Below are 21,045 nucleotides of genomic sequence, written 5' to 3' on the forward strand. Positions count from 1 at the left end.
GTTATAAGGAGGAGTATAGTAAGATGGATTTTGGAAAAGTATTGACCGCAATGGTCACTCCATTCGACCATAAAGGAAACATCGATTTCCAGCGGACTACAAAATTGGTCGAATACTTGATCAAGAATGGGTCGGATGGTCTCGTGGTTGCAGGAACTACTGGAGAATCCCCTACTTTGACGAAAGAAGAGAAGGTAGCATTATTCAAGCATGTCGTCAAAGTTGTTCAGAAGCGGGTTCCAGTCATTGCTGGTACTGGCAGCAATAACACTCATGCTTCGATTGAGCTGACCAAGCAAGCCGAAGAAGCCGGTGTAGATGGCATCATGCTAGTGGCGCCATACTACAATAAACCGAACCAGCAAGGGCTTTATCTACACTTTAAAACGATCGCTGAAGCAACAAAGCTTCCAATCATGTTATACAATGTTCCTGGCCGGACCGTCGTTAATATGACAACAGATACCATCGTCCGGTTATCAGAAATCGATAACATCGTTTGTGTCAAAGAAGCAAGCGGCGATTTTGATCAGATCACTGAAATCATTACGAGAACAAATGATGATTTCGCCCTATACAGCGGGGATGACGGTCTTACGTTACCAATAATGGCTATTGGCGGAAATGGAATCGTATCTGTCGCATCCCATGTGATCGGAAATGATATGCAAAAAATGATCGCTTCTTTCCTTGCTGGAAACATAAAAGAGGCAGCTGCCCTGCACGGAAAACTTTTACCGATCATGAAGGAAATGTTTGCTACGCCAAGCCCGACACCAGTTAAAACAGCCCTTCAGATTTCTGGAGTTGATGTTGGTGGTGTGAGACTTCCGCTGATTCCTCTGACGGAGCAGGAACGTGTCCGTTTGACATCATTATTGAACAATTATCATACTGTTTAAAAACAGAAAGAGGTTGACCTAATGAGCTGGTCGATCTCTTTTTTGTTTTTTCTGATTCCATTGGTAAGGATCCAAAATTTTCATCATTTTTCCCTCCACAGATGGTGACTTGCCAACGGAGAAACTTCTTTTTTATAATGGATAGAATGATTCCGAATAAGACAATACTAAAGGGAAAGTAATGAATGTTGTGAAAGGAGTCCGCCATGAACGAGCAGCTGAACAACGAAAACAAAGATGTAACTCCGACCCAGCCAACCCAACCACAAAAACCGAATAAACAAGATAAGAACAAAGATGATAGCTCATCAAGCCTGATCAATAAAATCCAGCAGATGGGGCAGACGAATGTACCGCAAATGGAGCAGTCTAATATCCATTGCATGACGATCGTCGGACAGATCGAAGGGCATGTTCAACTTCCTCCGAATAATAAGACAACAAAGTATGAACACATGATCCCCCAATTGGTTGCCATAGAACAGAATCCTAAAATAGAAGGTCTTTTAGTCATACTCAACACAGTGGGTGGGGATGTAGAGGCAGGCTTAGCGATTGCGGAAATGATTGCGTCTATATCCAAACCGAAAGTGTGCCTGGTACTTGGTGGTGGACATTCGATAGGAGTCCCGATCGCTGTAGCTGGGGATTATTCTTTCATCGCAGAAACGGCGACAATGACGATCCACCCTGTCCGATTGACTGGATTGGTGATCGGCGTGCCTCAAACATTCGAGTACCTTGATAAGATGCAAGAACGAGTGATCAATTTTGTTCTGAGGAATTCCAATATTTCTGAAGAGAAATTCAAAGAATTGATGTTATCGAAAGGAAATCTTACACGGGATATCGGTACGAACGTAGTTGGGGACGATGCTGTATCTTACGGATTGATCGATGAAGTCGGAGGACTCGGAAAAGCGATGAAGAAATTGTACGAATTTATAGAAGCTAAAAAACCATCTGATAAAGAACAGGATTTGATCCAATGATCCTTTATACTTCCATGCCTAACGAATTGGTTTTCAATATTGCCGCTGAAAATTATGACAAGCATTCTATGATTGAGATGAACGGTATATCGATGATGGTGGAACATCTTGATGAGAACCAATGCAGGATAGTGAATTTGCTAAGTACAGATCCTTATCACTACCTGGACCCAAGTCTGCAGCCAGGGACCGTTTTGAAAAAGAGCTACAACTACGATGAAAGTCCATCTAGTTCACAGTAGTCCAGTATGATATAATAACACTACTTATAGTGGGTTGACTCTTAAGTGTTCGACTCGTTTAACACGGTATCTTAAGTCCTTCGTGTGTTAACACAGTCTTACTCTTAAAACGGGTCAGCCCTTTTGCAATACATAACTATAGAAACTCATCACCACATACATCGAGAAAAGTATATGTCACGAGAGGTGAAAAAATGGCAAAACGTAAAAAAAAGAATAAAAAGTCGTCAGGCTGGAAATCCCAGCTTTCATTTGAAGTTTTCGGACTGTTGTTGCTTGCAATGACATTGATCGCCGCGGCTGAGTTCGGAAAAGTCGGTAATATGTTCTCTGGTTTATTCCGTCTGTTCGGAGGAGAATGGTACGGGATCCTGATGTTAGGAGTCTTTATTCTTTCCATTTATATTATTTGGAAACGGGCATGGCCTAGTTTTTTCACACGGCGACTGAGTGGTGTCTACCTGTTCGTTCTCGGTTTACTGCTTCAAAGTCACGTCAAGCTATTCGACCTTCTTTCACGTAATGGAGAGTGGGAAAATCCTTCTGTGATCCAGAATACGTGGGAATTGTTTTTACGCCAACATGGAGCAGATGTGGGTACTTATGATTTGGGTGGGGGTATGATCGGTGCCTTTGGTTTTGCATTCACTTATGTCTTATTCGCACCTGAGGGAACACAAGTCATCATTTTCTTCATGTGGGTCATCGCGGTCTTGTTGATCACAGGACTCTCCACGAATGATATTCTCGCAAAAGTTGTTGTACCGTTAAAAAAATTCATCTTGAATACATATAGTGATTGGAAAGAACACATTCAGAGCAAGAGGGAACAGAAGCAAGAAGAACGTAAAAAGGAGCGGAAGACACGGGGCAAACGGACAACGAAGAATAAAAATGAAGCTAAGCCAGCAGAAGAATTTGAGGGGGAACCATATTCTGAACCGATCATTGAAGATTTTACAGAAAACACATATCAAGAAGCATTCGAGTTTGAAGAATTAAAGCAAAAAGAACTTCAAAAGAATAATACTGAAAAAGAAAACCCTAAACCTTCCAAGGCCATTGATGAGCCGAATGCAGAGACTGGTGAAGTCGCCTCTGGATTTTCTATAGCAGAAATGGAAAATGAATCCTATGAACTGCCACCCTATGATTTGTTAAGCCGTCCTGTCAAGTCCGGACAGCATCGTGAAAGACAACATGTGTCAGAGAACACTAGAAAGCTTGAGCGGACGTTTGAAAGCTTCGGTGTCAAGGCTAAGGTAGTCAAAGTCCATTTAGGGCCTGCTGTTACAAAATATGAAGTACAACCGGCGATCGGTGTGAAGGTTAGTAAGATCGTCAACTTGACCGATGACCTTGCCCTGGCACTTGCTGCCAAGGATCTGCGTATTGAAGCCCCGATTCCCGGCAGATCAGCCATAGGTATTGAAGTGCCGAATCAGGAAGTGTCGATGGTTTCATTAAGGGAAGTCGTCGATACGAAGCGCAACGATCTGAATGCGAAGCTGAGCATCGGATTGGGCCGTGATATTTCTGGTGAACCGATACTCGCTGACCTTAGCAAAATGCCGCACTTATTGATTGCAGGTGCGACAGGCAGTGGTAAGAGTGTATGTGTAAACGGCATAATCACCAGCATATTGTTGAAAGCTAAACCGCATGAAGTGAAAATGATGATGATCGATCCAAAGATGGTCGAATTGAATGTTTACAACGGTATACCTCACCTTCTTGCGCCGGTAGTAACAGAACCGAAAAAAGCAGCTCAGGCCCTGAAACGGGTCGTCAATGAGATGGAACGTCGATATGAATTGTTCTCCCATAGTGGTACAAGGAACATTGAAGGTTTTAACAACATGATCAAACGGAAAAATGAAGAATCGGATGCAAAGCAGGCATTGTTGCCTTATGTCGTCGTCATCGTTGATGAATTAGCTGACCTGATGATGGTTGCTTCAGGGGATGTGGAAGATGCGATTACAAGACTGGCTCAGATGGCACGTGCTGCAGGAATCCATTTGATCATTGCGACACAAAGACCATCAGTGGATGTCATCACAGGGGTCATCAAGGCAAACATTCCGTCAAGGATTGCATTCAGCGTCTCGTCTTCTACGGATTCACGAACCATTCTCGATATGGGAGGAGCTGAAAAGCTGCTCGGTAAAGGGGACATGTTGTTCTTTCCGATTGGTGCCAATAAACCGACACGTGTTCAAGGTGCTTTTCTTTCGGATGAAGAAGTACAACAGGTTGTCGATTTCGTTATCGGCCAGCAAAAAGCGAAGTATCAAGAAGAAATGATCCCTACTGATGAGCCTGATAAAAAAGTCGAGGAAGTCGAGGACGAACTCTTTGATGATGCCGTCAACTTGATCGTTGATATGCAAACAGCTTCCGTCTCCATGCTGCAAAGACGTTTCCGGATCGGTTACACCCGTGCGGCAAGGTTGATCGATGCTATGGAGGCAAGAGGCATCGTTGGACCGTATGAAGGAAGTAAACCGCGGGAAGTGCTCGTTTCAAGCATGGATCAAGATGCTTCTTCCAGTTGATGCGAGTAATAAAGAACAAGCCGGAAAGTAAAGGATTCCGTTTTTGTGTGCTTAATGATTAAATGACATATGAAACGACCCGTTAAATCACACGGGTCGTTTTCGTTATGACATGACATACTCAAAGTAGGGCATTGAGACCATGAAAATGGAAAAAATTCAAAATGACGTACTCAAAGAGGGGTTTTGAGACCGTGAAAATGGAAAAAACCAAAATGACGTACTCAAAGAGGAGCATTGAGACCATTAAAACGCGAATATACAAAAAGAAAGTCCAATTGCGCAATCAAGCAGTATGTCAGATTGAAATATTATCGTAACATTTTTATATATAATGTAAAAATAGTATTTATTTATTGATGTAAAAATGATATAGTAATTGTCGAATATTGTTAAATAAATAGATTAAAATGCAATACACTTGGGGTGAAGACGTGTGACCATCAAAACGGACCATCGTCTATTATATTTACAAGTAATAGATCGATTGAAGAAAGATATTGAATCAGGTGTTTATGAGGAAGGGGAAAGACTTCCTAGCGAATTTGAACTATCAAAACTTCTAGGGATCAGTCGCGCGACGCTTAGGGAAGCGCTACGAATTCTTGAAGATGAAAATGTCGTTGTCAGGAGGCATGGTGTCGGCACATTCGTGCGTGCCCGAGCTATTTTTTCATCTGGAATTGAGGAGCTTTTCAGTCTCACTGATATGATTGAACGAGCTGATAAGACACCAGGGACTATATTTTTATCTTCTGAAACGAGAGAAGTGATGGACGAAGATATCCAGCGATTTGATTTAGAACCTTCGGATGAACTGGTGATTGTGGAACGTGTCCGTACTGCAGATGGACAACCCGTCATTTATTGTCTTGATCAGATTCCGGCTAAATTGATGCCTGCGAACTACAAATCCAAAGAAGAAGAGTCCCTTTTCAATATATTAGAAAAAGAGTCTAATAGCCGGGTCCTGTATGCAGTTACCCATATCGAACCTTTAGGCTACCACGATCGGGTTTCCGAGGTTTTGGAATGCCCCCCGGAATCTTCTCTTCTCGTCTTGAAACAGATGCACTATGATCAGAATGACACACCTGTCCTATATTCAGTGAATTACTTCAGGGCGGATAAGTTTGATTTTCATGTGGTCAGACGTCGGGTGTGATATGAGGTTCAAAATGGATCCAAATGATAAACGGCACTTAAAAAAATGAACATTGTTATGGGCGGTTTTTTTAAAAGCTTTATTAAATTTCGCGTAAAATCACCATTTAAATGCTTTTTAAAATAGAGATTTTAAGGAGGTGGTTCAGGGGGTTGTTGGAAGCGCTTAGCTTTTAGAATTTAGGAAAATTTGAAAATATAATAAGGGGGAATTGTACGGAATGAAAAAGCGTTATGGGTTATTGATGTCTATGGTATTAGCTGCTGGGACTTTGCTTTCAGCATGCGGAGGCGACGGAAGCAATGACGGTGCTTCAGGGGATAAAAAAGATGACGGTTTTAAAGTAGCAATGGTTACCGACACTGGCGGTGTTGACGATAAGTCATTCAACCAATCAGCTTGGGAAGGTCTTCAAGAATTCGGTAAAGAAAACGATCTTGAAGAAAAGAAGGGCTACAATTATTTGCAATCTGAAAATCAAAGTGATTACCGCCCGAATTTGAACAGCTTGGTGCGTCAAAACTTTGATATCATCTATGGAATTGGTTTCTTAATGCAGGAAGACATCCAGAAAGTAGCTGAACAACAGAAAGAGGCACAATTTGCACTCGTTGACAGCGTAGCAGTCGATGCAGACGGAAATCCGCTTGAAAATGTTGCAAGCATCACGTTTAAAGAACATCAAGGATCTTTCCTTGTAGGGCTTGTAGCAGGACTTCAATCCAAGTCTAATAAAATCGGATTCATCGGTGGTGTAGAAAGTGAATTGATCTCAAAGTTCGAAAATGGCTTCAAGGCGGGTGTCCTTACAGCTAATCCGGATGCTGAAGTAACTGTTCAATATGCTGGTGACTTCAATGACGCATCAAAAGGTGCTACAATCGCATCTGCTCTCTACGGACAGGGTGTTGATGTCATCTATCATGCTGCAGGCGGAACTGGAGCAGGGGTTTTCACAGAAGCAATCAACCGTAAGAAGAACGGTGAAGATGTATGGGTGATCGGAGTTGACCGTGACCAATTTGAAGAAGGAATCTACGATAAAGGCAACAACAAGAGTGTAACACTGACTTCAATGGTAAAACGTGTAGACACTGCGGTATTTGAAGTCTCTACTCAAACAATGGAAGGTAACTTCCCTGGTGGACAAATCGTGGAATTCGGTCTTGAAGAAGAGGGTGTCGGTATCGCTCCGACAGAGGATAACGTTTCAGAAGAATCACTGGAAATGGTTAAAGAATATAAAGAGAAAATTGTTGCCGGTGAGGTTGAAGTACCTAAGACAGCTGAAGAGTTCGAAACGTTCAAAAACGAAATGTAATCATTATAGCTCCATACAGAGGGGTTGACCCATAAGTTTGTGTCAACCCCTTTATTTATGCTCTTAAGTGTAACAAAGGCATGTCGAAGATCGAAGTAGACTCTCTTGTTACACTTAAGAGCACTCATGGGAAACAGCTGGGCGGGCGGTTCAGCAGCCTATGCAAACGGAACAACACAGTAGGAGTGATGACAGTTGGAATACGTCATTGAAATGCGGGATATCCGTAAAGAGTTTCCGGGCATTGTTGCCAATGACAACATTACATTACAGGTTCAAAAAGGGGAAATTCATGCATTGCTAGGGGAAAACGGTGCAGGAAAATCCACCTTGATGAACGTTCTTTTTGGTCTGTATCAGCCTGAAAGAGGTGAAATCCGTGTCCACGGTGAGAAAGTTGAAATCACGGATCCGAATATCGCCAACAAATTAGGAATTGGTATGGTCCATCAACATTTCATGCTTGTAGAGAATTTTACAGTAACAGAAAATATCGTACTTGGACAGGAGCCGAAACGCCGTTCACAGGTCGATATCAAATCCGCTGCAAAGAAAGTTGAAGAGATTTCAAGGCAGTATGGTTTGCGGGTCGACCCGCATGCCAAAATCGAGGATATTTCAGTCGGTATGCAGCAACGGGTGGAAATTTTAAAAACATTATATCGCGGTGCAGATATCCTGATTTTCGACGAACCGACCGCAGTACTGACGCCACAGGAAATCAAAGAACTGATTCAAATTATGAAGCGGCTCATTGCAGAGGGAAAATCGATCATCTTGATCACTCACAAATTGAAAGAGATCATGGAGGTTTGCCATCGTTGTACAGTCATCCGTCGAGGTAAAGGGATTGGAACTGTGAACGTTGCTGATACGAACCGCGAGGAGTTAGCATCTATGATGATCGGCCGCGATGTTTCCTTCACTACCCAGAAAGACAAAGGAAATCCACAACAAGAAGTCCTTGAGATCAAAAACCTTGTTGTGCGGGATTCTCGAGGCGTCTCAGCTGTCAATGGTCTCGATTTAACGATTCGGGCTGGAGAAATCATCGGTATTGCCGGAGTCGATGGGAATGGTCAGACCGAATTGATCGAAGCGATCACTGGCTTGCGTAAAACAGACAGCGGAGAAATCCATTTGAATGGAAAAGAGATTACCAACCTTAAACCCCGTAAAGTGACAGAATCAGGTGTAGGACATATCCCTCAAGATCGTCATAAACATGGATTGGTCCTTGATTTTTCCATTGGTGAAAATATGGTCCTGCAAACGTATTATCAGGAACCTTACTCAAAATACAAACAAATCAAGGCGCCGCAAATTTTCAAAAAGGCGAAGCAGTTGATTGACCAATTTGATGTCCGTACCCCTAGTGTGTATACCGAAGCCAGGGCTTTGTCAGGAGGGAATCAACAAAAGGCGATCATCGCTCGTGAAGTGGATCGAAGTCCGGATTTGTTGATAGCAGCACAGCCTACCCGGGGTCTTGACGTTGGTGCGATCGAATTCATTCATTCAAAACTTATTGAAGAACGTGATGCGAATAAGGCCGTTTTGCTTCTTTCATTCGAATTGGATGAAATCATGAATGTCAGTGACCGTATTGCTGTCATTTATGAAGGGAAAATCATTGCGATCGTCGATCCTCAAGAAGTGACGGAACAAGATCTAGGTTTATTGATGGCTGGATCAAAACGAACAGAGAAGGAGGAGAACTAAGTGAAATTGCAACAAATTTTATTCAAGCTCAGCGTTCCTGTGATTGCAGTTGCGCTTGGTCTCCTTGTCGGTGGAATCATCATGATATCAAGCGGTTATGATGCATTGTACGCCTATTCATCCTTGTTCAGTGTCATTTTTACGGACCCTTATTATATCGGTGAGACCGTAAGACAAATGACTCCATTGATTTTTTCTGGCTTAGCAGTTGCTTTTGCCTTCAGGACAGGTTTATTCAATATTGGTGTAGAGGGACAACTGTTAGTTGGTTGGTTGGCATCTGTCTATATCGGTATCACGGTAGAAGGGGTCCCTGCTTTCATCCATGTTCCGCTTGCCATCATTGCAGCGGCAGTAGCAGGAGCGTTATGGGGAGTTGTCCCTGGTTACTTGAAAGCGAAATTCAGAGTGCATGAAGTCATCACGACGATCATGATGAATTATATTGCTTTACATGTGACGAATTCTATCATTCGGAATCACTTGTTGGCTCCAGGGGAACGTACGGAGGACATCCAGTCTTCAGCGTCACTATCTTCATTGTTTTTACAAGAAATAACCGACTATTCTAGATTGCATTATGGAATCATTGTTGCCGTATTGGCAGCAGTGTTGATGTGGTACCTGTTATGGAAGACAACGACAGGGTACGAGCTGCGGGCAGTGGGCTTCAACCAGCATGCTTCCAACTATGCTGGTATCAACGTGTCGAAAAACATCATACTCTCTATGTGCATATCTGGTGGTTTTGCTGGTGTAGCAGGGGCGATGGAAGGTCTCGGCACTTATCAATATATGACAATCAACGCGGCCTTCACAGGAGTCGGTTTCGACGGAATCGCTGTAGCACTATTAGGGGCGAACAGTGCAATCGGTATCGTCCTCGCTGCAGGTCTATTCGGCGGACTTAAAATAGGAGCCCTGAATATGCAAGCGATGGCCCAGGTGCCGCCTGAGTTGATCACGATCGTCATTGCTCTCATCATCTTCTTCGTAGCTTCGAGTTATTTTGTTCACTGGCTGCGAAACCGCATTAACAAAAGGGGGAAAATCTAGATGGGTCTTATGCAAATATTAGAAATCATCATACCGACAGCCATCTTTGCTGCTGCCCCTTTGATATTGACCGCACTTGGTGGTGTTTTCAGTGAACGATCCGGTGTTGTCAACATCGGTTTGGAAGGACTTATGATGATGGGTGCCTTCATTGGAGCAGTTTTCACCTTTTATGGAGAGACGTGGGGATTCGGTGGTGCTTCACCATGGTTTTCGTTCTTGGTTGCAATCGTAATCGGTGCCGTTTTCTCCTTGTTACATGCAGTAGCCAGTATTTCGTTCCGAGCTGACCAGGTCGTCAGTGGGGTTGCCTTGAACTTTTTAGCAGCCGGTTTGACGATTTTCCTCGTAAAGAAAATATTTGATGCAGGTCAGACGCCTTATCTTAATGAGCGTATATTCAAGTCAGACGTACCGGTCCTTTCCGATATTCCGTTCATCGGACCATTGTTATTCGGTGATGCCTACATCACTTCATACGTGGCGGTTGCTTTAGCATTCATAGTCTGGTTCATTGTCTTTAAAACGCCGTTCGGACTTCGTTTGAGAGCTGTAGGTGAACATCCGATGGCCGCTGATACGATGGGGATCAATGTAGTGAAGATGCGCTATATAGCAGTCATGCTCAGCGGAGCGTTCGCGGGATTGGGAGGTGCAGTGTATACGACTTCAATCAGCGGAAACTTTACTCACTCGACAATCGCAGGACAAGGGTTCATGGCTCTCGCTGCGATGATTTTCGGAAAGTGGCACCCGCTTGGCGCATTAGGTGCAGCGTTGTTCTTCGGTTTCGCACAATCATTGAGTATTACTGGGCAACAGATCCCATTGCTGAAAGAAATACCACATGTCATCTTGCTCATATCACCGTATGTATTGACAATCCTTGCTCTTGCTGGATTTGTAGGCCGAGCGGATGCGCCGAAAGCAATTGGTAAGCCATACGAAAAAGGAAAACGATGATCTTTAGAGAACTTCTCATAGTATGAGGAGTTCTTTTTTAATTTAATCGTCGTTAAATCCTGTTGTCGATTATCCAAGAGCGGATGTTTTTAAGCGGAATTCGCGACACTCCTGGCGGGATAAGCAAGCCAGGCGAGATCTTCGAGCCCTTCGTTTTTCGATTTTTGTAAAATCAGGGTGTCAACACCTATTCAGTGAAGTAATGTCTAGCTCAGCGACCAGTCACTTGGATCACTTCAGAATTCCTGCGGCGGAAACACCCTGATTTAACATCTTATGTGTGAGCCCACGCAGAACCGAACTTTGTTTGGTTCGAGCCTCCTCGTCATTCTTCCAGTGACATACGTGACTAAGCGTGTCGCTCCGCTTTTCTTAAGCCCGCGGAAATGGAGTGAATTTCGCAGAAATCATGAAAAATACCAAAGCCATAGTAAATCATGGATATTTGGCTTGCCTATTGTTATGAAAATGGCATTGAAGAGTATTATAATGAAGAGTGTTTCATGTTTCAGAAACAAATAGGGTAAGCTATTGAGTGAAAACTTGACAAAGGAGAGGTTGAAATATGACAAGGACCAAAGAACCTCGAGTCATCCCTGCAGATGGGTATACGCTCCATCTCGTAGAAACGGAAAAATATAAGACAACGACGATTTCGATCCAAATAAAAAGGAAGATTGAAGAAGAAAACGTTACAAAACGGGCTTTATTGGCTCAAGTTTTAAAAGCTGGGACACAATCCTATCCTTCTTCACTACATATCCATCGACTATTAGAAGATATGTATGGGGCAGGATTCGTGACCTCGATCGCAAAAAAAGGTGATTATCAAATCATCACGATCCGAATGGATGTTTCAAATGAAAAATTCCTTCTGGACCACACACAATTACTTGATCAATCCCTTGATTTCTTAGCTGAAGTATTACTGCATCCTTTAAATGATGGTACAAAATTTGATGAAAGTAATGTAAAAAAAGAAAAGCGGGTACTGAAGCAAAAAATACAATCGATTTATGATGATAAAATGCGTTATGCGAATAAACGGCTTGTCGAAGAAATGTTCAAAGGCCAGCGGTATGCCCAGCATGCATTTGGAAAGGAAGAAGAGGTCGAGGCGATCACCTCTGAAGAATTGTTCCGATACTACCAGGATGTGATGAAAAAAGATGAGATCGATATCTATATTGTCGGAGATATTAATGGTGATGAAGTGGAACAAAAGGTTAAGTCCACCCTTCAACTTAATGAACGTATCAATACGGATGAGGCTCTATTTGAAGAGATCACTGACAGAGGCCAGGAGAATGTGGTTTTTGATGAACAGGATGTCAAGCAGGGTAAACTTCATATCGGATACAGGACTTCGATTACTTTTTCAGACCCTGAATATTACGCGATACAAGTATTCAATGGGATCTTCGGTGGCTTTTCCCATTCCAAATTGTTCATAAATGTTCGTGAGAAAGCGAGCCTTGCATACTATGCTGTTTCAAGGATCGAAAGTCATGTCGGTGCCCTCTTCGTCATGTCGGGAATCGAATTTAAAAATTACGAAAAAGCGGTATCGATCATCAAAGAACAAATGGAAAAGATGAAGAACGGTGATATAACGGATGCGGAATTATCACAAACAAAAGAAATGATCCGTAATCAACTCCTTGAGTCTGTCGACAACCCGAACAGTTGGGTCGATATGCTTTATAATTCCAGAGTTGCTGGTATCCAGCGTTCTATCGATGAGTGGATTGATGGGATCCAGGCTGTCACGATGGATGATATCCGGAATGTAGTGGATACAGTTTCATTGGATACGATCTATTTCCTTAAAGGGGAGGGTCAAAAATAATGAAAGAAACGTATTTTGATCAATTACAAGAAACCTTATACTCTGAGACGCTGGACAATGGCCTGCAAGTATATATTCTACCTAAAAAAGGCTTTAATAAAACGTATGCTACCTTTACGACGAAATATGGGTCGGTGGATAACCACTTCACACCATTGGGTTCAAATGAGCCAGTGAAGGTTCCTGATGGCATCGCACACTTTCTGGAGCATAAATTGTTCGAAAAGGAGCATGGGGACGTATTCCAGGACTTCAGTAAGCAAGGGGCTTCAGCCAATGCTTTCACGTCTTTTACACGGACTGCCTATCTCTTTTCCAGTACATCAAATGTGAAAGAGAATCTGAAGACGTTGATCGACTTCGTGCAAGCCCCTTATTTTACCGAGAAAACTGTAGAAAAAGAAAAGGGGATCATCGGCCAAGAAATCGAGATGTATGATGATAATCCTGATTGGCGTGTTTATTTCGGAGTGATTGAGAATATGTTTCACCATCATCCCGTCAAAATTGATATCGCTGGAACGGTTTCTTCGATTGCGAAAATCACGAAAGATTCCTTGTACACCTGCTATGAAACGTTTTACCATCCTGGCAATATGCTGTTGTTCGTTGTCGGGAATGTCGATGCCGAAGAAATTATGGGGCTTGTTAAAGAGAACCAGAGTGGAAAAGATTTTGCCCCACCAAAAAAAATAGAGCGTTTTTTTGAAGAAGAACCGCCGGAAGTCGCCAAAAAGAAATCAGTTATCAAAATGACTGTGCAAACCCCGAAATGTATGGTCGGATTCAAGCAGGCTACCCCTAAGCGCTTTGGGGATGAACGACTGAAATATGAATTGGGTATGAACCTTCTTCTTGATTATCTATTTGGCCAGAGCTCAGACAATTATGAAGAATTGTACACGGAAGGATTGATTGATCAATCGTTTTCCTTTGATTACACCGAAGAAGCCGAGTTTGGCTTTTCCCTTATCGGTGGGGAAACAAGTGATCCGGATCGATTGACTGATCGGATTTATGAAATGGTTGAAGCAACAAAATCCAAAGGGATCGATTCAGAAGCCATCGACCGTCTGAAAAAGAAAAAGATGGGAAGCTTCCTGAGATCAATGAACTCACCGGAATATATCGCAAACCAATTTACGCGTTTCCAATTTGGGGATATGAATTTGTTCAAAGTGGTCGAAATGTATGCCCAAATCACACCTGAAGACCTGCGGGCCATGTTGAATGACCATTTTAAAGAAAAAGCCTTTACGAGCTGCCAGGTGCGACCGAAAAGCAGCTGATGCATACTGTAGTTAAACGAGACTGGCTAAAAAGTCAGTCTCTGCTTTATGCAGCACGTAGGCTAAAGGTCAATTCGGAGCAAATCAGGAATTATTCGTAGCAAACTTCGAAACATTCATAGCAAACGACAAATAATTCGATGATTTACAGGTTTCAAGTGGGAGGGGATGCAGTATGAAAAGCTATGCATTGGTGACTGGTGCCAGTGGGGAGATCGGACAAGCTATTGCACGGGAATTGGCCGATCAAGGGTATAACCTTTATTTACATTATTATCAGAACAAACAAGCAGTCGAAAAGCTGCAAATCGAGTTTTCTTCTGCAGTCGACTGTAAACTGGTCAATGCAAACCTTGCTGATCCAGAGGGACCTCATTTATTAACAGAACAAATAAAAACGCCGATCGACGTATTTGTTTATAATTGCGGAAGTTCACATACAGGGCTGATCACGGATGTGTCCCAAAAGGAACTCGATGGAATGGTTCAACTGCAGTTGAAAAGTCCATTTCAGCTTATCCAACAACTTCTGCCCTCAATGATTGAACGGAAGCGAGGTTCAATTGTCATGATCACATCCATATGGGGACAGACGGGGGCTTCATGTGAAGTGCTTTATTCAATGGTAAAAGGCGGCATGAATACAATGGTCAAAGCTTTATCCAAAGAACTGGCTCCTAGCGGGATTCGGGTAAATGCAGTGGCTCCTGGAATCATTGCCACGAAAATGAATGACCACCTTTCTGGCGAAGAGCTAGAAGCAATTTCTGAAGAAATACCAATTGGAAGATTCGGCCTTCCAGAGGAGGTTTCGGATGCTGTCGGTTATTTGATATCAAAAAAGGCGTCTTACATCACTGGCCATATCCTACAGGTTAACGGTGCATGGTATTGTTAAAAATGAATGCATACTTTTCACCTTCTTGGGAGAAGATAAGGCTTGAACGATTTTATTTTCTAGGAGGGACTAGACATGTCTGTTCTTGATAACTGGAATGAATGGAAAGGTTTCCTCAGTGAGCGTTTGCGTCAAGCAGAGGAAAAAGGAATGAAAGATGGAGCGATTACTGAAATTGCGACTGAAATCGGGGGATACCTTGCTGATCAGGTTGAACCGAAAAATGCAGAAGAAAAAGTACTTTCAGACCTCTGGCATGTTGCCAATGAAGAAGAGCGTCATTCAATTGCTAGTATGATGGTCAAGCTAGTACAAGAGAGACAATAGGGGAAACAAGGCTGATCCGATAAGAATCTTGTACTCACTAACTATTATCAGGTAGTGAGCTGATTCTTTGAAGGATCAGTCTTTTTCATTTGAAAATTGGAATTGAGGCAATTCTTTTCACTTCGTTTAAGACTTGCCAAGTTTTCTTTAATTTTACTTTTCTTAAAGTTGAAAATCATTTATCATTAAGAAAGGATGCCGGATATTGGTGAATTTGCAAAGGAGATGAGCAATGGAACAGCAGGAATGGTATTTAGAATATGAAATACATAAAAACCGTCCCGGGCTCCTTGGAGATATTTCTTCATTGCTCGGTATGTTAGGAATAAATATTATTACAATCAATGGCGTTGACAATATGAGACGCGGATTGTTGTTGTTGGTTCATAATCCTGAACAAGTCGAACGTCTGAAGACTATCCTCGAGACGATGGACAACATCACGATCACAAAGATGAGGAAACCGAAACTCAGAGATATTTTAGCAGTCAGACATGGGCGTTACATACAAAGGGATGCAGATGATAAAAAGACGTTCCGCTTTGTCCGGGACGAGCTTGGATTGCTTGTCGACTTCATGGCAGAATTGTTCAAGATCGAGGGACACAAACTCATCGGGATCCGTGGAATGCCCCGTGTTGGGAAAACCGAATCGATCGTAGCTGCCAGCGTATGTGCAAACAAACGATGGGTTTTCGTTTCATCAACTCTTCTGAAACAAACGATACGCAGCCAATTAGCGGAGGATGAATACAGCAACGACCATGTGTTTTTAGTCGATGGGATCGTTTCATTAAAACGATCATCTGAAAGACACTGGCAGTTGATCCGAGAAGTCATGAGACTACCAGCAACCAAAATTGTTGAACACCCGGATATTTTTGTAAGGGATTCAGAGTATACGCTTGATGATTTTGATTATATTATTGAACTACGAAATGATCCTGATGAAGAAATTACCTATGATGTCGTTGATACGAGCACAACATCCTTTGGTTTTGATTTTGAATAGTGGCAGGTGGTAGCAAGTATGACAGAGCTTGGTCAGCGCTTGAAAGAAGCGCGAATGGAAAGACAGTTATCATACGAACAATTACAGGATAAGACGAAGATCCAAAAGAGATATCTCCGAGCGATCGAGGAAGGCCAATACTCCGTATTACCAGGAGCATTTTATGCACGGGCATTCATTAAAAATTATGCCGAAGCGGTCGGCCTGGATCCAGAAGTGCTTTTTGAAGAACATGCAAGTGAATTGCCCGCAACAAAGGAAGGCCAGTCAGAATTTACGCCTAGTGCCTCGAAACCCAAATCAAACATCCCGAAGGACAATAAGGTGGCAAAGGTGTTTCCTGTATTCCTGACAGTAGTTTTACTAGCAGCGTTATTAGTGGCTTTATACTGGGTGATACAAAATAATGCCGGTAACAACAGCTCTGAACCGAATACAGAAAATGTGGACAAATATGAAAGTGCTGAAGGTGATGAACCAGAAGAGTCTACAGAGACATCTGAGGATACAGATGGCAATGATGGAAAAAGCGACAGTTCAGAAGACGAAGACACCACTGAAACCGAATCTGAGCCTGAAGAAGAAACTCAGGTTCAGAATCTGGAAGAACTCTCTTCAGAAGGGAGCATAAAAACATACGCTTTATCCGGAACAGATCAATTCAATGTAGAATTAAAGATGAAGGGGAACTCCTATATTGATGTGAAGGAAGCTTCGGGAAAAAATATTCAACCAGGCGGGAAAGTGTTCAAAAAAGAGAACGGTATCCTGACTTATGATCTTGCTGATCAGACCCAAGTGACATTCAACATTGGTGTAAGCCAGAATGTAGAAGTCACAGTCAATGGTGAACCACTCACCTACGCAGTCGAACCATCTAAGAGACCGCATCAGAAAATCGTCATTCAATATCAAAAAGGAACGGAAGAGGCACAATAAATTCAGGATTGACTCAACAAGCACCTCAAATCAAGTTGGGTCGGTCCTCTTTTTTGTATTGCAGTTTCATTGATATTTAGTTTTTTATGAGAGTCACTTAAGAATTCAATCTTATAAAGCTTCTTTGTTTGCTTTTAGACCGTTTGTGGTAAAATATACATGCTCAAGCCCGATAACCGACAGGAGGCAGTTATGAACTTACCGAATAAAATCACGATATCCAGAGTAATTTTGATCCCTATTTTCATGGTATTTCTCCTTGTTCCATTTGAATGGGGAAGCCTTAAAATATTGAATGGGGATATACCCATCCACCATTTCATTGCAGCACTCATTTTTATCATTGCGTCATGTACAGATTGGATTGACGGCTATTACGCAAGGAAATTGAACCTGGTTACAAATCTGGGGAAATTTTTGGATCCACTGGCTGATAAGCTTTTGATCACAGCGGCTCTTATCGGACTCGTCGAACTTCAACTTGCACCAGCTTGGATGGTCATTTTGATTTTAAGCCGTGAATTTGCAGTTACAGGACTGCGGCTGATTGCAGCAGGTGATGGAGATGTCATTGCCGCAAGCAAGTTGGGTAAACTGAAAACATCGATTCAAATCATCGCAATATCAGTACTATTACTTCATAATGTTCCATTCACGATCGTTTCGTTCCCTTTTGCTGACATAGCACTGTGGGCAGCAACGATCATCACAGTCTATTCAGGATGGGATTATTTTATGAAAAACAAGCACATTATGCTAAAGTCAAAATAACAACGATGAATGGGCTGACTCAAATCCAAATGGAAAGTCAGCCCTGTTAATTTCGGAGAAAGAGGTGCAATTCATGAACGCAGAAATCATAGCAATAGGCTCAGAGTTACTTTTAGGCCAAATCGCCAATACGAATGGCCAATTCATTTCTAAACAGCTGGCAGATCAAGGCATCAATGTTTACCACCATTCGGTCGTCGGAGATAACAAACAACGGCTGATTTCAACGATCCAGATCGCTGAAGAACGCTCTGATCTATTGATTTTCACCGGTGGACTGGGACCTACAAAGGATGATCTCACGAAAGAAACGATTGCAGAGCACCTCGGTCTTCCTTTGATCGAAAATAAAGAAGCGATGGATTTCATTGAAGGATATTACGAGAAAATCCAGCAACCAATGTCTGAGAATAACCGCAGACAAGCCCTTGTGTTTGAAGGAGCTGCTGTACTGCCGAACAACAATGGGATGGCTCCGGGGATCGCTTTGCAAAAAGAAAACAAGATTTATATTCTTCTCCCTGGACCACCGAAGGAAATGAAACCGATGTTCACCGACTTTGCCATTCCATACATACAGCAATTGAGAGGGGAAGAAGTAGAGCTTATTCTTTCACGTGTACTCCGTTTCTACGGTATCGGTGAATCGACGCTTGAAACGAAATTGATGGATCTCATCGAGGGACAGACGAATCCGACGATTGCACCTCTAGCGGGTATTTTCGAGGTGACCTTGAGACTGACTGCCAAGTGTGATATTGAGGAACAAGGTGAAAGAATGATCGATGAACTTGAAAAGGAAATTTTTGATCGAGTCGGGCAATTTTTTTATGGCTATGATGACACCACACTTTCCTACGAAACCTTCGATATGTTGCAAGAAAAAGAACTTACAGTTTCTTGCGCTGAAAGTTTGACGGGTGGATTTTTCGGACATGAGCTGACGAAGCAGCCTGGAGCAGGGCAAGTCTTACAGGGCGGCATCATATGCTATCAGAATGAAATCAAGATGAATCAATTGAAAATCCCGGAAAAAGTGTTGGATGAAGATGGAGCGGTAAGTGAATTGTGTGCCGAACTGATGGCAGAAAATGTACGGGAGTTATTCAAAAGTGATTATGGGATCAGCTTCACTGGTGTAGCAGGACCGGATGAAATGGAAGGTAAGCCGCCCGGAACAGTATATATCGGAATCGCCTCTCCACAAGAGACGAAGGTATATCCGTTAAAACTTGCTGGTGACCGAAATGCTGTAAGAACACGTACAGTCAACTACGGATTGTTTTATTTACTGAAACAACTTGTGGGGTAGCCGATTTCACAAAAAGGCGAATAAATGTTCGTAAAAAGTATTGGCAAATGTTATAAAAAGAGGTATGATGAAGTTAGTTAATTTTAAGGAGTGATTGCATGAGTGATCGTAAAGCTGCATTAGATATGGCTTTAAGACAAATAGAGAAGCAATTTGGTAAAGGATCTGTCATGAAGTTAGGAGAACAGACGGAAAATCGCGTTTCTACAACTTCAAGCGGATCACTCGCTGTGGATATCGCACTTGGTGTAGGCGGTTATCCCCGCGGCAGGATCATTGAAGTTTACGGGCCTGAATCTTCTGGTAAAACGACTGTAGCCCTGCATGCGATTGCAGAATCACAACGGAATGGCGGACAGGCAGCGTTCATTGATGCGGAACATGCTCTCGACCCGGTTTACGCTGAAAAGCTTGGTGTGGATATCAACGAGTTATTGCTTTCCCAACCAGACACTGGTGAACAGGCTTTGGAAATCGCAGAAGCCCTTGTTCGTAGTGGAGCTGTAGACATCCTGGTCATCGACTCTGTCGCTGCTCTAGTACCGAAAGCTGAAATCGAAGGGGAAATGGGTGACTCGCACGTCGGACTTCAAGCACGTCTGATGTCACAGGCTCTTCGTAAACTATCAGGAGCCATCAGCAAATCAAAAACAACAGCGATCTTCATCAACCAGATCCGTGAGAAGGTCGGCGTCATGTTCGGAAATCAACGATTAGTTGCTTAATCCAAAACGGATTAAGGAGTTTACTATGGGTTTCCCATGCTAGTGATAGCATGTTTAAAAAACCTTGTGAACCTTATTGCCTAAGGGTGTGGCATATTAATGCTGCTAACGGTGAAGCCCTCCAAAAGATGGGTAATACCGTGCCAAGCCAATTATAGGAAGGTGTAGAGACTACCGAAAGGGGCTCTCCGAAGAGTTAACTTAGTAGGGTACGGCAGAAGATAGGCTCCTGCTGGAAGTGCAAGGCTCTCAATAATATATTGAGATGAAGATATAGTCCACACTATAGAGATGGAAAATCTATAGAGAATGCCAGAAACAACTCCTGGGGGACGCGCCCTCAAATTCTATTCTTCCGTACGTCTGGAAGTACGAAGAGCAGAAACCTTAAAGCAAGGTAACGACATGGTTGGAAACAAGACGCGTATCAAGGTCGTCAAGAACAAGGTTGCACCTCCGTTCAAAACAGCAGAAGTAGATATCATGTATGGAGAAGGGATTTCAAGACAGGGTGAAATCCTCGATATCGGGTCTGGAATCGATGTCGTACAGAAGAGTGGTGCTTGGTATTCCTTCAATGGCGACAGGCTCGGTCAAGGACGCGAAAACGCGAAGCAATTCTTGAAGGAAAACGAAGCGATCGAAAATGAAATCTATCAACAGATCCGCTCTTATTATCAAATGAACACTGAAACGGCGGCAGCCAAAGAAGACACAGAAGAACAAGATTCGTTAGTATAAAATATTTTGATGCAAGATGACCTGCAGAAAATTCGGGTCATCTTTTTTATGGCAACAGTTTTGCATGAAGGCTACAATACGCTTTACACTGCCAGGTTAACTCTGTATTGTCAGCTCTTGACATTAAAAATAGACAACTATACAATTGATGTATATTGTTTGATTACTTTTACAATTGTTAAACAATGAAACCGCTGTATGTGAATAGCTAGCTTGATGAAAAACTATTCAATTTTACAACCAACAATTAGATAGCAAGAG

At 42.6% G+C, this 21,045-nt stretch carries 18 protein-coding genes and 1 pseudogene; all 19 read left to right on the plus strand.

The features are described 5' to 3' along the window. Positions 1-23 precede the first annotated feature (23 nt). The 19 genes and pseudogenes from dapA (at position 24) to ACJROX_RS12245 (ending at position 20,784) form a co-directional block, all read left to right on the plus strand. Positions 24-902 (plus strand): 4-hydroxy-tetrahydrodipicolinate synthase, encoded by an 879-nt coding sequence (gene dapA, locus ACJROX_RS12155; protein WP_408011020.1) that lies wholly within the window; start codon positions 24-26, stop codon positions 900-902. A gap of 206 nt (positions 903-1,108) precedes the next feature. Next, complete coding sequence (locus ACJROX_RS12160) at positions 1,109-1,894, plus strand: ClpP family protease (RefSeq protein WP_408011022.1); 786 nt, start codon at positions 1,109-1,111, stop codon at positions 1,892-1,894. Between the two features lie 14 nt (positions 1,895-1,908). Beyond that, complete coding sequence (locus tag ACJROX_RS12165; protein ID WP_408011023.1) at positions 1,909-2,136, plus strand: YlzJ-like family protein; 228 nt, start codon at positions 1,909-1,911, stop codon at positions 2,134-2,136. A 194-nt stretch (positions 2,137-2,330) separates the two neighbouring features. Then, positions 2,331-4,694, plus strand: coding sequence for a DNA translocase FtsK (locus tag ACJROX_RS12170; RefSeq protein WP_408011024.1), 2,364 nt, complete (start codon positions 2,331-2,333; stop codon positions 4,692-4,694). 436 nt (positions 4,695-5,130) lie between these two features. Beyond that, positions 5,131-5,859, plus strand: a complete 729-nt coding sequence (locus ACJROX_RS12175; protein WP_408011026.1) for a GntR family transcriptional regulator — start codon at positions 5,131-5,133, stop codon at positions 5,857-5,859. A 220-nt stretch (positions 5,860-6,079) separates the two neighbouring features. Continuing rightward, on the plus strand, positions 6,080-7,180 hold the full coding sequence (locus ACJROX_RS12180) for a BMP family ABC transporter substrate-binding protein (protein ID WP_408011027.1): 1,101 nt from the start codon (positions 6,080-6,082) through the stop codon (positions 7,178-7,180). A gap of 195 nt (positions 7,181-7,375) precedes the next feature. Beyond that, complete coding sequence (locus tag ACJROX_RS12185; protein WP_408011028.1) at positions 7,376-8,902, plus strand: ABC transporter ATP-binding protein; 1,527 nt, start codon at positions 7,376-7,378, stop codon at positions 8,900-8,902. Positions 8,903-8,908: 6 nt separating this feature from the next. Further along, positions 8,909-9,958, plus strand: a complete 1,050-nt coding sequence (locus ACJROX_RS12190) for an ABC transporter permease (protein ID WP_408011638.1) — start codon at positions 8,909-8,911, stop codon at positions 9,956-9,958. Further along, complete coding sequence (locus ACJROX_RS12195; protein WP_408011029.1) at positions 9,959-10,921, plus strand: ABC transporter permease; 963 nt, start codon at positions 9,959-9,961, stop codon at positions 10,919-10,921. 565 nt (positions 10,922-11,486) lie between these two features. Next, on the plus strand, positions 11,487-12,770 hold the full coding sequence (gene yfmF / locus ACJROX_RS12200; RefSeq protein ID WP_408011030.1) for an EF-P 5-aminopentanol modification-associated protein YfmF: 1,284 nt from the start codon (positions 11,487-11,489) through the stop codon (positions 12,768-12,770). Then, positions 12,770-14,059 carry an EF-P 5-aminopentanol modification-associated protein YfmH gene (gene yfmH / locus ACJROX_RS12205; RefSeq protein ID WP_408011031.1) on the plus strand — a complete coding sequence of 430 codons (1,290 nt, stop codon included), beginning with the start codon at positions 12,770-12,772 and terminating at the stop codon, positions 14,057-14,059. Before yfmF ends, yfmH begins: the two co-directional genes overlap by 1 nt. Positions 14,060-14,234: 175 nt before the next feature. Further along, positions 14,235-14,957, plus strand: a complete 723-nt coding sequence (gene ymfI, locus ACJROX_RS12210) for an elongation factor P 5-aminopentanone reductase (protein WP_408011032.1) — start codon at positions 14,235-14,237, stop codon at positions 14,955-14,957. Between the two features lie 75 nt (positions 14,958-15,032). Continuing rightward, positions 15,033-15,284, plus strand: coding sequence for a DUF3243 domain-containing protein (locus tag ACJROX_RS12215; RefSeq protein WP_408011033.1), 252 nt, complete (start codon positions 15,033-15,035; stop codon positions 15,282-15,284). A gap of 232 nt (positions 15,285-15,516) precedes the next feature. Next, positions 15,517-16,296 carry a DUF3388 domain-containing protein gene (locus ACJROX_RS12220; RefSeq protein ID WP_408011034.1) on the plus strand — a complete coding sequence of 260 codons (780 nt, stop codon included), beginning with the start codon at positions 15,517-15,519 and terminating at the stop codon, positions 16,294-16,296. An 18-nt stretch (positions 16,297-16,314) separates the two neighbouring features. After that, a complete protein-coding gene (locus ACJROX_RS12225; RefSeq protein WP_408011035.1) occupies positions 16,315-17,235 on the plus strand; it encodes a helix-turn-helix domain-containing protein in 921 nt (306 codons plus the stop codon). Between the two features lie 192 nt (positions 17,236-17,427). Then, positions 17,428-18,006 carry a CDP-diacylglycerol--glycerol-3-phosphate 3-phosphatidyltransferase gene (gene pgsA, locus ACJROX_RS12230; protein ID WP_408011036.1) on the plus strand — a complete coding sequence of 193 codons (579 nt, stop codon included), beginning with the start codon at positions 17,428-17,430 and terminating at the stop codon, positions 18,004-18,006. 73 nt (positions 18,007-18,079) lie between these two features. Continuing rightward, positions 18,080-19,318 carry a competence/damage-inducible protein A gene (locus ACJROX_RS12235; RefSeq protein ID WP_408011037.1) on the plus strand — a complete coding sequence of 413 codons (1,239 nt, stop codon included), beginning with the start codon at positions 18,080-18,082 and terminating at the stop codon, positions 19,316-19,318. A 98-nt stretch (positions 19,319-19,416) separates the two neighbouring features. Beyond that, a pseudogene (gene recA / locus ACJROX_RS12240) lies at positions 19,417-20,025 on the plus strand (recombinase RecA); the annotation flags it as partial. 327 nt (positions 20,026-20,352) lie between these two features. Then, complete coding sequence (locus ACJROX_RS12245; protein ID WP_408011038.1) at positions 20,353-20,784, plus strand: hypothetical protein; 432 nt, start codon at positions 20,353-20,355, stop codon at positions 20,782-20,784. Positions 20,785-21,045 lie beyond the last annotated feature (261 nt).

Origin of the sequence: Pseudalkalibacillus sp. A8, assembly GCF_045920555.1 — a bacterium.
Classification (GTDB): domain Bacteria; phylum Bacillota; class Bacilli; order Bacillales; family Fictibacillaceae; genus Pseudalkalibacillus.

Bases quoted from the DNA above. Each gene is read 5' to 3' on its own strand.
- dapA (WP_408011020.1), top strand. From the start codon at position 24: ATGGATTTTGGAAAAGTATTGACCGCAATGGTCACTCCATTCGACCAT.
- ACJROX_RS12160 (WP_408011022.1), top strand. From the start codon at position 1,109: ATGAACGAGCAGCTGAACAACGAAAACAAAGATGTAACTCCGACCCAG.
- ACJROX_RS12165 (WP_408011023.1), top strand. From the start codon at position 1,909: ATGCCTAACGAATTGGTTTTCAATATTGCCGCTGAAAATTATGACAAG.
- ACJROX_RS12170 (WP_408011024.1), top strand. From the start codon at position 2,331: ATGGCAAAACGTAAAAAAAAGAATAAAAAGTCGTCAGGCTGGAAATCC.
- ACJROX_RS12180 (WP_408011027.1), top strand. From the start codon at position 6,080: ATGAAAAAGCGTTATGGGTTATTGATGTCTATGGTATTAGCTGCTGGG.
- ACJROX_RS12195 (WP_408011029.1), top strand. From the start codon at position 9,959: ATGGGTCTTATGCAAATATTAGAAATCATCATACCGACAGCCATCTTT.
- yfmF (WP_408011030.1), top strand. From the start codon at position 11,487: ATGACAAGGACCAAAGAACCTCGAGTCATCCCTGCAGATGGGTATACG.
- yfmH (WP_408011031.1), top strand. From the start codon at position 12,770: ATGAAAGAAACGTATTTTGATCAATTACAAGAAACCTTATACTCTGAG.
- ymfI (WP_408011032.1), top strand. From the start codon at position 14,235: ATGAAAAGCTATGCATTGGTGACTGGTGCCAGTGGGGAGATCGGACAA.
- ACJROX_RS12215 (WP_408011033.1), top strand. From the start codon at position 15,033: ATGTCTGTTCTTGATAACTGGAATGAATGGAAAGGTTTCCTCAGTGAG.
- ACJROX_RS12220 (WP_408011034.1), top strand. From the start codon at position 15,517: ATGGAACAGCAGGAATGGTATTTAGAATATGAAATACATAAAAACCGT.
- ACJROX_RS12225 (WP_408011035.1), top strand. From the start codon at position 16,315: ATGACAGAGCTTGGTCAGCGCTTGAAAGAAGCGCGAATGGAAAGACAG.
- pgsA (WP_408011036.1), top strand. From the start codon at position 17,428: ATGAACTTACCGAATAAAATCACGATATCCAGAGTAATTTTGATCCCT.
- ACJROX_RS12235 (WP_408011037.1), top strand. From the start codon at position 18,080: ATGAACGCAGAAATCATAGCAATAGGCTCAGAGTTACTTTTAGGCCAA.
- ACJROX_RS12245 (WP_408011038.1), top strand. From the start codon at position 20,353: ATGCCAGAAACAACTCCTGGGGGACGCGCCCTCAAATTCTATTCTTCC.